Origin of the sequence: Allobrachymonas sp. (assembly GCF_041912815.1) — a bacterium.
Classification (GTDB): Bacteria; Pseudomonadota; Gammaproteobacteria; order Burkholderiales; family Burkholderiaceae_C; genus Brachymonas.
On sequence record NZ_JAYRLV010000002.1, the window covers coordinates 297,433 to 309,152 of the forward strand.

At 68.5% G+C, this 11,720-nt stretch carries 8 protein-coding genes; 3 read left to right on the plus strand and 5 right to left on the minus strand.

The features are described 5' to 3' along the window. The first annotated feature begins 297 nt into the window (after positions 1-297). Positions 298-771: a copper resistance protein NlpE N-terminal domain-containing protein gene (locus tag ACE3P9_RS03830; protein WP_374491926.1), complete on the plus strand. Its 474-nt coding sequence runs from the start codon at positions 298-300 to the stop codon at positions 769-771. A 135-nt stretch (positions 772-906) separates the two neighbouring features. Here the strand turns inward: ACE3P9_RS03830 and ACE3P9_RS03835 are convergent, their stop codons facing one another. From ACE3P9_RS03835 to ACE3P9_RS03845, 3 genes are all read right to left on the minus strand, one after another. Then, positions 907-2,142, minus strand: coding sequence for a thiamine phosphate synthase (locus ACE3P9_RS03835; RefSeq protein WP_374491927.1), 1,236 nt, complete (start codon positions 2,140-2,142; stop codon positions 907-909). Between the two features lie 90 nt (positions 2,143-2,232). Beyond that, complete coding sequence (locus ACE3P9_RS03840) at positions 2,233-2,706, minus strand: hypothetical protein (RefSeq protein ID WP_374491928.1); 474 nt, start codon at positions 2,704-2,706, stop codon at positions 2,233-2,235. A 69-nt stretch (positions 2,707-2,775) separates the two neighbouring features. After that, complete coding sequence (locus tag ACE3P9_RS03845; protein WP_374491929.1) at positions 2,776-3,630, minus strand: biotin--[acetyl-CoA-carboxylase] ligase; 855 nt, start codon at positions 3,628-3,630, stop codon at positions 2,776-2,778. A 224-nt stretch (positions 3,631-3,854) separates the two neighbouring features. Between ACE3P9_RS03845 and ACE3P9_RS03850 the strand changes: the two genes are divergently transcribed. Continuing rightward, positions 3,855-6,845: a DNA topoisomerase III gene (locus tag ACE3P9_RS03850; RefSeq protein ID WP_374491930.1), complete on the plus strand. Its 2,991-nt coding sequence runs from the start codon at positions 3,855-3,857 to the stop codon at positions 6,843-6,845. Between the two features lie 124 nt (positions 6,846-6,969). Beyond that, positions 6,970-7,917: a DMT family transporter gene (locus ACE3P9_RS03855; RefSeq protein WP_374491931.1), complete on the plus strand. Its 948-nt coding sequence runs from the start codon at positions 6,970-6,972 to the stop codon at positions 7,915-7,917. A 150-nt stretch (positions 7,918-8,067) separates the two neighbouring features. Here the strand turns inward: ACE3P9_RS03855 and ACE3P9_RS03860 are convergent, their stop codons facing one another. Together ACE3P9_RS03860 and ACE3P9_RS03865 are read right to left on the minus strand one after the other, a co-directional pair. Further along, positions 8,068-8,874, minus strand: coding sequence for an OmpA family protein (locus ACE3P9_RS03860; RefSeq protein ID WP_374491932.1), 807 nt, complete (start codon positions 8,872-8,874; stop codon positions 8,068-8,070). 53 nt (positions 8,875-8,927) lie between these two features. Continuing rightward, positions 8,928-11,720 (minus strand): YadA-like family protein (locus ACE3P9_RS03865; RefSeq protein WP_374491933.1); only part of this gene is annotated, 2,793 nt, incomplete at its 5' end.

Sequence of the window (11,720 nt, forward strand, 5' to 3'; positions counted from 1 at the left end):
AAACGGCCATGGCCATGGAGATGGCCATGGCGCGAGAGGGCCATGGACAGGAAACCTCGCGGCACCGCTTCGGCGCCGCAGCCTGCCATTGTGCCCTGCCGCAATATGTTGCGAGTCGCAACAGGGCCGGAGGTCGCGGCGCCTGCATGGTGTAATCGCCCATGGAGCCGGTGCCCCCGATGCATGCCCGTGCCTGTGGTGCCGGCAGCCACCCCTCCATCCATTTTCATGCTGTGTGGCCCGTGCCGGGGCCGGTGTGTGTGCCGGCCGCGCGGGCCTGTTTCCTGCTGACCGATCATGCTGTCCCGAATCACCCGTTTTCGCGGCTGGTGGGCTGCCGCCCTGTCGAGCCTGCTCCTGGCCGCCTGTGGCACCCCCGCTCCCACTCCCGACACCCATGTCCGCCGTGCCCCGCCCGTGCGGACGACACCCGGCAGCGACCTGCCCGCCTGGGTCGGGCGCTATCGCGCCCATGACCCCGTATGCCCGCACGCCGCCCCCGGCTCCTGCAGGGGCATGGAGCTGGCGCTCACCCTGCGGCCCAACATGACCTACAGCCTGACCACCACCATGCTCCGGCGCGGCAGGCCCTACACCTTCACCAGTTCGGCGCGCTTCCGCTGGGACGCCTCGCGCACGGTGATCATTCTGGCCTCCAAGGACGAAAGCGCCCGCCTGCGCGTGGGCCGCAACACGCTGGAACGCATCGGCACCGAGAGCATGAGCCCCGAAGAAGCCGCCAGCCACCCCCTCGTGTACACGCGGGACTGAGCACTGCGGCTGCACGCACAGTGCTGCAGGGAGGGCTGAAGCAGAGCCAAGAAACAGGCCCGAGCATCAGGCCCGGAGGCCCACCCCCCTGATGCGCACATGGCCTGCATCAGACGGGGCGTGGGGCGCGATCGTTCAGCGCACCAGCGTGAGCAGCGGCCAGGCCGGTGCCGGCGTCTCGGTGCGCACGGCCTGCCCCTGGGCGATGGCCTCGCGCAGGGCCGCCACGGCCTGTGCGGGGTCGGCTGCCGTGGTCAGGGCGCTCACCACCGCCACCAGATCGGCTCCGGCTGCAGCAGCCGCGCGGGCCCGCTGCGGCGTCATGCCCCCGATGGCCACCAGCGGCAGCGCGGGGTGATCGGCCCCCGCCTCGTCATGCACAAGGTGCGCCCACCAGGCCACGTTCGCATCACCCAGCGGCACCCAGGGCATGTCCTTGGTGGTGGTGGCGTGCACCGGCCCGCAGGCCACGTAGCTGGGCCGGACACGCAGGGCGCGGGCCAGCTCCCAGAGGCTGTGCGTGCTCACTCCCAGCCGCAGGCCGGCAAGCTGGATGCGGTCGAGATCGGCATCGGAGAGGGTCTGCAGATCCTCCTGCCCCAGATGCACCCCATGAATGCCGTGGCCGTTGCGGTAGAGCACATGGCGCAGGGCCGCCTGCCAGTGGTCGTTGATGTAGAGCAGCGCTCCATGCCGCGCGGCCGCCTCGGCGCAGCGCGCCACGTCGGCATCGAGCTGGCCGGCCTCCGGGTGCTTGACGCGCAGCTGCACCACCCGCACGCCCAGATCGAGCGCGCGCAGCACCCAGTCGGCATCGCCCATGACGGCATACAGCCCGTGCGGATGGCCTGCCGCATGGACGCTGCGTGGCAGCGCCTGGAAAGCCTGCGCCCGGGCCGCCCCGAGCAGCGGAAAATGCCGCCGTGCCCCCGTGAAGGCCAGCGGCAGCGCCTGATCCAGGGCCTCGATGCTGGCCAGTGCCCCCATCATGCCCAGCACGCCGCAGTCGGCTGCACAGAAGCCGTGCTCCTGCGCCTGCAGCGCCGCCATGTACAGGGCATCCGCGGCACGGGCGCTCCAGTGCGGCGCGCCGGGCCCGCCTGCGAGCGGGGAATGCAGCCAGCCCTGCGCCTGCGGACTGCTCAGGTACACGCGCGCTGCCTCCCGCACGGCTCCGGGATGGGCCAGCACCAGATGCTGCTGCCCGGGCAGGGCCGCCTCCAGATCGGCACGGCAGCGCTCTGCCCATGCCTCGATTGCCGCATCGGCCGCGCCTGCAGCGGACACCGCACCAGCGGCCAGTTCCGCCAGGGCGGGCTGCCAGTCCATGGCATGCACGGTCAGAGGCTGTGGCTGAAAAGTCGTCATCATGGAATCCATCTCCTCCATTCAACCATCCGGACATCCTGCACCGGGCCGCGCGCGCATGCACGACCCGATACTTGCCAGTGGTATGGGTGCTCAGGGCTGAGCGGCAGCCGGTGCGGGAGCCGGCCTTGCGGGCCGGGCGGGCCGGGGCACCGCCGCAGAGGCATGGAGCCGCACGCGGGGCCGACGGCGGCGCACCACTGCACCCGATGCCGCCGAGGCCGGACGCATCCCCACCGGAGCCGCCAGCCGCCGGTGCACCACGGGCACTCGCGCCGCAGCGGACACGGGTGCCGCCACCGGCGCGGCGTCCTGCGCGGGCGCTTCGGCCCTGGGTTCGGGAGCGGCGGCCGGGGCAGGGGCTGCCGGCACACTCGGCACCGGATGCGGCACATTGGCCGGCGTGTCCTTGAGAATGCGCATCCGCTCGGGCCGCACCTGCTGCTGCAGCCGCTCGGGTTCGCCGGGCGGCACCGGCGCAAGCCCCACGGGCGCCAGCCAGGCATGTGCCCACGCATACCAGGCAACATTGAGCAGCAGAACCAGGGCAAACAGCCAGCGCAACATGGGCAAACACCTTCCTTTCAGTGGGCATTGTGCCCTACGCGCCCCTTGCCGCACAGGCAGGGAACGGACTCATGCGGATGCATCCGTGCTCAGAATGCGCCCGCCGGACGGCGGCAGGGGCCGCACGCTGATCTCGTCGCTGAGCACTTCCCGCACGGCCGGCGCCACCCCGGGCTGCTCGATGCGCACCCGCAGTCCGCCGCGCTCGCTCACGCCGCAGGCCGTACCCACACTGCCGTCGGAAAGCCACACGGCCTGCCCTGCCAGGGCATCGCGTGCCGCAAACCGGGCCTGCCACGGGGCAAATCCCGCACGGGCGAACTGTGCCAGGGCCTGCGCCAGTGCCGGCGCCACACGCGCCAGAATGCCGGGCGCCGTGGCATCGGGCTCCCACTCCTGCACGCAGGCCGGGGGCTGGGGCGCGGGACGGCCCGGCTCGGGCGGCGGCAGAGCCCCCACGGCCGCGATGTTGATGCCAACGCCCACCACCACATAGCGCTCCTGCCCCACGAGGCAGACCTCCACCAGAATGCCCACCAGCTTGCGCTGGTGGTACCAGAGGTCGTTGGGCCACTTGATGCGCAGCTCCTGCCGATGCTGCGGATCGAGACTTGCTGCCACGCAGCAGCCCACCATGAGCGACAGCCCGGAGAGATCCCCGCTCCCGAGCGGTACCCCCATGGAGAAGGTGAGTGCCTGCCCGGGGGTCGAGGGGGCCCAGTGCCGGCCCAGACGCCCACGGCCCGCAGTCTGCCGCTCGGCCACGAGCAGCGTGGGCTGCAGGTGCCCCTCGCGGGCGCGTTCCATGAGAACGGTGTTGGTAGAGGTGAGTTCGGGCTGCACCTCGACGCTGAAGCCGGGCCACAGGGGCTCGATCTGGCTCCAGAGCGTCTCGGACGGCCACTGCAGGGACAGCGAGGACATGGCGGACAATGACGGAGATTGCACACAGAGCCTGTGCGGCGGCGTGAATTATTTCGACCGCGACTCTGTGCTAATTTAGAAAAAGGGAATAATGCGGCCGAACGGCCGGCCCATGCCTCCTGCATGCGCTGCGGCCCGCGCGACACGGTCTGCGGCCATTGTAGGAGAAGGCCGCCCTGCGCCGCGCCCCTCCGGAACCCCCCTCCATCCCGACACACACTGCCATGAGCAAATCTCTCGTCATTGCCGAAAAGCCCTCGGTCGCGCAGGACATCGTGCGCGCCCTCACCCCGGTGGCTGGCAAGTTCGACAAGCACGACGATTACTTCGAGAACGCGCACTACCTCGTCACCAGCGCCGTCGGCCACCTGGTGGAGATCCAGGCTCCCGAGGCCTACGACGTCAAGCGCGGCAAGTGGAGCTTCGCGCACCTGCCGGTGATCCCGCCCCACTTCGACCTCAAGCCGGTGGACAAGACCAAGTCCCGGCTCAACGCCGTGGTCAAGCTGGCCCGCCGCAAGGATGTGACCGACCTCATCAACGCCTGTGACGCGGGACGCGAGGGCGAACTGATCTTCCGCCTCATCGAGCAGTACGCCGGCGGCAGCAAGCCGCTGGGCAAGCCCGTGCGCCGTCTGTGGCTGCAGAGCATGACGCCGCAGGCCATCCGGGACGGCTTCGACCACCTGCGCCGCGACAGTGACATGCAGGGCCTCGCAGACGCAGCCCGCAGCCGCAGCGAGGCGGACTGGCTGGTGGGCATCAACGGCACCCGGGCCATGACGGCCTTCAACTCGCGCGACGGCGGCTTCTTTCTCACCACGGTGGGCCGGGTGCAGACCCCCACGCTGGCCATCGTGGTCGAGCGCGAGGAAAAAATCCGCGCCTTCGTGAGCCGCGACTACTGGGAAGTGCACGCCACCTTCCAGGCCGAAGCCGGCGACTACATGGGCAAGTGGTTCGATCCGCAGTGGAAGAAAGGCACCGACCCCGAAGCCCGCGCGGACCGCCTCTGGAACGCCCGCGACGCCCAGGCCATTGCCACGGCCGTACGCGGCCGCGCCGCCAGCGTCACCGAGGAAAGCCGCCACGCCACCCAGGCCAGCCCGCTGCTGTTCGACCTCACCAGCCTGCAGCGCGAGGCCAACGGCAAGTTCGGCTTCTCGGCCAAGACCACCCTCTCGCTCGCCCAGAGCCTGTACGAGCGCCACAAGGCCCTCACCTACCCGCGAACCGACTCGCGCCACCTGCCCGAGGACTACCTGAGCGTGGTGCACAAGACCTTCGGCATGCTCTCCGCAAGCGACATGCGCCACCTGGCCCCGTTTGCGCAGACGGCCATCGACAAGGGCTACATCCGGCACAGCCGGCGCGTGTTCGACAACAGCAAGGTGAGCGACCACTTTGCCATCATTCCCACCCTGCAGGCTCCCGGAGCCCTGAGCGAGGCCGAGCGCAAGCTCTATGACTTGGTGGTGCGCCGCTTCATGGCGGTGTTCTTCCCCAGCGCCGAGTTCATGGTCACCACCCGCACCAGCACCGTCTCGGTCCCGGCGGACGGGGATGGCGCCGCCGCAGGAGCTGGCCGCCCCGCCGTGAGCCACCACTTCCGCAGCGACGGCAAGGTGCTCGTGCAGCCCGGCTGGCTCGCCATCTACGGCAAGGAAGCCGCATCCGAAACCGGCGACGAAGGCAAGGACGGCAAGCACCTCGTGCCCGTGCGCGAGGGCGAGCTCGTGCGCACCGAACACACCGAGGCCAAGGGCCTGCACACCCGCCCCCCGGCCCGCTACTCCGAAGCCACGCTGCTCGGCGCTATGGAAGGGGCCGGCAAGCTCGTCGACGACGACGAACTGCGCGAGGCCATGCAGGAAAAGGGACTGGGCACGCCAGCCACCCGCGCCGCCATCATCGAAGGCCTGCTCTCCGAGAAATACCTGCTGCGCGAAGGGCGCGAGCTCATTCCCACCGCCAAGGCCTTCCAGCTCATGACCCTGCTGCGGGGACTCGAAGTGGCCGAGCTCACCCACCCCGAACTCACCGGCGAGTGGGAATACAAGCTCGCCCAGATGGAACAGGGCCGCCTGAGCCGCGAAGCCTTCATGCAGGAAATCGCGGCCATGACCGAGCACATCGTGCGCAAGGCCAAGGAATACGACCGCGACACCGTGCCCGGCAACTACGCCACCCTGCAGACCCCCTGCCCCCACTGTGGCGGCGTGGTCAAGGAGAACTACCGCCGCTATGCCTGCACCGGACGCCCCGACAGCACCGCAGGCGACGAGGCGGGCGAACACCACGGCTGCGGATTTTCCATCTCCAAGACCCCCGGCGGACGCACCTTTGACGTGGCCGAGGTCGAGCAGCTGCTGCGCGACCACCGCATCGGCCCGCTCGAAGGCTTCCGCAGCAAGGCGGGCTGGCCCTTCACGGCCGAGCTCCAGCTGGTGCTGGACGACGACACCCACAACTACCGGCTCGAATTCGACTTCGGCAAGGAAGAGGACACCGACTCCGGCACGCTGGCCGACTTTGCCGAGGCCCAGGTGCTCGGCAAATGTCCCATCTGCGGCAGCAACGTGGTCGAGCACGGCAGCAACTACGTCTGCGAAAAGGCCGTTCCCACCGTCGCCCATCCCACGCCGAGCTGCACCTTCAAGACCGGCACCGTGATCCTGCAGCAGCCCATCGACCACGAGCAGCTCGCCAAGCTCCTCGTCGAAGGCCGCACCGACCTGCTCGACAAGTTCGTCTCCAACAAGACGCGCCGCCCCTTCAAGGCCTTCCTGCAGTGGGATGCCGCCGCCGGCAAGGTCGTGTTCGGCTTCGAGCCGCGCCCCGGCGCACGTCCTTCGGCCCGCAGTGCCGCCAAGCCGACCGCCAAGGCCGCTGCTCCTGCTGCCCGTGGAGCCAAGACCCCGGCCACGCCCCGCCGCAAGGCCACCGGCACCGCCACCAAGCCTGCCCGCACCCCTGCGGCAGGCACGCTGCACCCCGATGCGGCGCTCGCGGCCGTCATTGGTCCCGACCTGGTCTCGCGCCCGCAGGCCATGAAAAAGCTCTGGGACTACATCAAGACCCACCAGCTGCAGGACCCGCAGGACAAGCGCACCATCGTGCCCGATGCCGCCCTGCGTGCCGTGCTCGGCACCGACCGCGCCAACATGTTCGCGCTCGCCGGACTGATCGGCGCCCACCTGCGCAAGGACGCCTGATGCCGACCGTGCAAAGCACCCCGGTGCGGCGCTCTGGCAGCCGCTCCTGTCTCTGCGGCTGCGCCGCGCCCCGGCTCTACCTGCCGGTGGGCGGCTGACTGCACGAGCGCACACGCACTCCAGCATGGGCATCGGCATTCTCTACGCCCTGGGCGCGGGGCTGCTCTGGGGACTGGTCTTCGTCGGTCCCCTGATCGTGCCCGACTACCCGGCCGCCCTGCAGTCGGCCGGGCGCTACGTGGCCTTCGGTCTGGTCGCGCTGCCGCTCGCCTGGCATGACCGGGCCCGCCTGCGCGGCCTGCACGCCTCCGACTGGATCGAGGCCACCCGCCTCACCCTGGTGGGCAACCTGCTCTACTACTTCTGCCTTGCCAGCGCCATCCAGCGCACCGGCGCTCCCGTGTCCACCATGATCATCGGCACGCTGCCGGTGGTGATGAGCCTGAGCGCCAACTGGCTCTACGGCCAGCAGGAGGGCCACCTCCCCTGGAAGCGCCTGGCGCTGCCGCTGCTGCTGATCCTGTCCGGGCTGCTGCTCGTCAACCTGACCGAGCTGCGCGGCGGCCACGCCCCAACCTGGGGCTGGCGCTACGCCAGCGGCCTGGCCCTGGCCGTGCTGGCGCTCGGATGCTGGACCTGGTATCCCCTGCGCAACGCCCGCTGGATGCGGGCCCACCCCGACCAGAGCCCCACCACCTGGGCCACCGCGCAGGGCTTGGTCACCCTGCCGCTTGCCTGCCTGGCCTACGGAAGCGTCAGCGCGGTTCTGGCCGTGGCCCAGCCTGGCTTTGCCCTGCCCCTGGGACCGCGCCCGCTGGTCTTTGCCGGTCTGATGCTCACCATCGGGCTGCTGTGTTCATGGCTCGGCACCCTGCTGTGGAATGCCGCCAGCCAGCGGCTCCCCACCACCCTGCTGGGCCCGATGATCGTCTTCGAGACCCTCTCGGCCCTGGCCTATGCCTTCGTGCTGCGCCAGGAATGGCCCGCCCTTCCCACCCTGACCGGCATCGCCTGCCTGATCGCAGGCGTCACGCTGGCCATGCGCATCCGGCCCGAACCCTTGTCCTCCTGAGCTCATCGCCCTCTCTGCACACAGGGGAAGAGGAGGCGTCAAAAGCAGCGCGCCCGGCAGACTCCAGGGTCTGCGCGGGCGCGCGGTACGGGGCTGGCGACATCCCGCCCGGCCTGCCTTGTCAGACAGGCCCTGCGGGCAGCGCCGGCATCAGGGTTGCGTGATGGTCACATCCACGCGACGATCCGGTGCCAGACAGGACACCAGCGCCGCCCCCTTGAGGCTGCGGCCGCAGTGGGAAACAGGCTGGCTGGAGCCCTTGCCTTCGGCCACGATATGGTCGGCAGGCACCCCCTTGGCGATCAGATGCTGTCGCACCGTCTCGGCCCGCTGCAGGGACAGCCGCTGGTTGGCGGCCGCCTGCCCCAGGCGATCGGTATGTCCGGTCACCGTCACATGCGCCTGCGGGCGATGGGCCACCACATCGGCGGCCAGGGCATCGAGCTCCGTGCGTCCCTTGGCATTCAGGTCGGCTGCGCCCCCCTTGCCCAGTGGAAACAGGGCATCCGCCTGCAGATGCACCACCTCGGCGCGAGGTGCAGGTACAGCGCCATTCACCCGTGCCGCACAGCCCTCGGGCATCCAGTAGAAGGACTGGCCCTTCATGTCCTTGTCGAAGATGACCTTGTACTGGCAGACCGTGACCGGCCCGTCCGGCACATCCCGGAACTTGAAGAGATAGTCCCATTCCCGGGCGCCATGGGTTTCGCTGAAGTGCGGACGTCCCACCAGATGGTAGAGGTCGTCCTTGGTCACGCCCTTGCCGATCTTGCGCAGATTCTCGACGTTCGGGAAGACCCCTTCAGGCACACCACTGGTGTCCTCGGCCTTGGGGAAGACCACTTCCCTGGCCGTACCCTGGTCGGTGATGCCGTGGCTGACCGCATAGGTGCAGCCTGCGAGCATCGGGGCCGCGCCTGCGCAGGCCAGGGCCATGAGTGCAATCGATTTCTTCATGATGAAGCCGTTCCCTTTCTGGTGATGCGATGCCTGTGTCATGGCGCTGGTCCTTACCACTGGAAGCCGGCACCGACGGTGGCGCCGACGTAGCCGCGGGTGTTGCTGTTGAGGCTGCCCTTGAACACCCACTTGCCGTTGTCGGTGATGGTGGACACACCGACCGCCATGGCCGACTGGCCGCGGTAGGTGGCACCTGCCACTGCTGCCATGCTCTTGCCCGGCAGATAGGCCTGCGGCAGACCGGCAGAGGCCATGGCGCTGGCTGTGCCGGCGCTGGCATTGCGATCCACGTTGCCGATCTGATTGCCCAGAGCGCTCACCTGGTTGCCCAGGGTGTTCACGGCCTGGTTGGTCTGGTAGAGCTGTGCGCCATTGACTGCCTGCGTGCTGGTGGAGGAGACCTCACCCGGTGCCACATTGGTCAGCGTGACGGGCGAAGTGCTGTCCGCACCCACCAGCGTGAGGGTGTTGGTGGGCGTGCCGCCGTTCGAGGTGGTGGCCCCCGAATTGGCGTACTGCACCGGACCGGCCCCGCCGTTCTGCAGCTGGGTCACCGCCTGGTTGGTGGCGTAGAGCTGGCTGCCGTTGATGGCATCCGTGCTCGTGGCGCTGATGGCCCCGGCGGCCACGTTCTGGATGCGGCGTTCCTGGCCCACATCTCCCACAGTCACCACCCCGGTGGGGGTAGCACCCGCAAAGTCGTAGGTCACGCTGCCCAGGGTGATCGACCCATAGGTGGTCATGCCGGCCGTCTGGGCGGTCGCGGAGGTCTGGGCGGCAGAACCGCTGCCCAGGTTGACCGAGTTCGCGGCCGTCTGGGTCACGTTGTTGCCGATCACGAAGGCCCCGTCGGAGCCGGAGGCCACCACGTTGTTGTTGCCCAGCACATAGGCATTGTTGGCGTAGACGTAGCTCGGATCACCGATCGCCCCGGAGCTGGTGCCGCTCACGACGTTGCCGGTTCCGATGCTGATGCTGTTGATGCCGGTGGCCTGTGCGCCGTAGCCGATGGCCAGCGCGTTTTCCGCCGTGGCAGCCGAGCTCGCTCCGATGGAGGTCGCATACTTGCCCGAGGCACTGGCATCTCCCGTATCGGACACCGTTCCGCCGGTCGTCTGGCCCGATCCATCGTTGGTATGGAAGTACTTGATACCTCCCGTATTCATGTTGTTGATGGCGGAGATGATGGTGTTGGTGTCCGTGGCGGTCTGCCCGGAAACGTCGTAGGTCGTCAGCGCCTTCTGTCCATCGGACGTCAGGGTGCCGTCGCTGTTGATGTACTGGCTGCCGCCCAGCACATTCGTGGTCAGGTTGTTGACCGTCGTGCTCACGTTGGTCACATTGCTCTGCACCTGGGTGAGATCGCCCACGGTGGCGGCATTGTTCCACTGCGCACTGGAGCTGCCCTCGCTGGCGACCTGTGCCACCGTCTTGCCTTCCAGACCGCTGGCCACGTTGGTGATGGTGTTGCCACCATTGTTGAGGCCAGAGCTTGTCACGCTGACCGTCTTGGACGCATCCGTGGTGTTGGTGATCGTCAGCCCGCTGCTGTTGACCGTCGTGTTGCCTGCGGTGACGCTGGTGACATTGAGGTTGTCTGCCGTGCTGACCGTGTAGTCCACCCCGCCTGTGGCGTTGGCAGTCTGGGTCACCACGATGTTGGAACCTGCATTGACCGTGGTCGTCTTCGCTGCCTGCGTGGCCACCGCGTAGAGCTGGCTGCCGTTGACGGCGTCGCTGCTGGTGGCGCTGACGCTGCCAGCTGCCACACCCGTCAGGGTGTTGCCGCCGTTGTTGAGGCCCGCAGTGGTGAGGCTCACGGCATTGCTGCTGCCGCCTGCCGGCGTGATGGTCACGCCGCTGCCCGTGGTCACGGTGGTGTTGCCTGCCGTGTCGGTCGTGGTCACGCTCGTGAGGCCGGTGAGATCCTTGGCCAGCTTGAGCGTCAGCGTATTGGTGGCGCTGTCAGCCACCACCCCGATGTTGCCATCGGAGAGATTGGCGGTCGAAGCCCCACCTACCACATTCAGGGTGCTGCCCAGCGGCTGCGAGGTGCTGCCCGAATCGCCGGCAAAGGTCAGCGGCTGGCTCACGGCCGTATTGAGGCCGGTCAGCGCATCTCCCACGTTGTTGACGGTGGTCGTGGCGCCGGTGGCAGGATTGGTCACCACCACATAGGTAGGTGCCACCAGATTGCCCAACGCATCCACGGTCGCGCCACCGCCGAGGGCAGTCGCGAGTCCCAGGGTGGAGGCATACAGCTGGCTGCCATTGACGGCATCGGTGCTCGTTGCACTCACCGTTCCTGCCGCCACATTGGCAATCTTGGTCGCACTGGTCGTCGTTCCATCGGGATTGACGGTGCTCAGCACCACATCCGCAGCAGCCACTGTGCTGCCGGTGCCATTGGCTGCCGTGTTGAAGCTGCCATCGGCCTGCTTGTACACCCGGTTGCCGCTCGCATCCGTGTACACGATCGGGGAATTGCCCGTGCCGGAATTGAGGTTGCTGACTGCCTGGTTGGTGGCATACAGCTGGCTGCCGTTGACGGCGTCGGTGCTCGCGGCGGTGACGGCTCCTGCTGCCACGTTGGTGATGGTGTTGCCACCGTTGTTGAGGCCCGCGGTGGTGAGGCTCACTGCGTTGCCGCTCGTGGGTGTGATGGTGACTCCGCTGCCGCTCGTCACGGTGGTGCCCGTGGCGTCGCTGGTGGTGACGCTGGTGAAGCTCGGCGTCAGGCTGGTGGCTACGGTGATGGCGTTGCCGCTTTGCGTGACGGCTATGTTGTTGCCCGCCGTGACGGTGACGGTGTCTCCAGGCTTGATGTTGGTCGTGCTCGTGCC

Coding starts and splice junctions, on each gene's coding strand:
- ACE3P9_RS03830 (WP_374491926.1), top strand. CDS start 298: ATGCTGTCCCGAATCACCCGTTTTCGCGGCTGGTGGGCTGCCGCCCTG.
- ACE3P9_RS03855 (WP_374491931.1), top strand. CDS start 6,970: ATGGGCATCGGCATTCTCTACGCCCTGGGCGCGGGGCTGCTCTGGGGA.
- ACE3P9_RS03835 (WP_374491927.1), bottom strand. CDS start 2,142: ATGATGACGACTTTTCAGCCACAGCCTCTGACCGTGCATGCCATGGAC.
- ACE3P9_RS03860 (WP_374491932.1), bottom strand. CDS start 8,874: ATGAAGAAATCGATTGCACTCATGGCCCTGGCCTGCGCAGGCGCGGCC.
- ACE3P9_RS03850 (WP_374491930.1), top strand. CDS start 3,855: ATGAGCAAATCTCTCGTCATTGCCGAAAAGCCCTCGGTCGCGCAGGAC.
- ACE3P9_RS03845 (WP_374491929.1), bottom strand. CDS start 3,630: ATGTCCTCGCTGTCCCTGCAGTGGCCGTCCGAGACGCTCTGGAGCCAG.
- ACE3P9_RS03840 (WP_374491928.1), bottom strand. CDS start 2,706: ATGTTGCGCTGGCTGTTTGCCCTGGTTCTGCTGCTCAATGTTGCCTGG.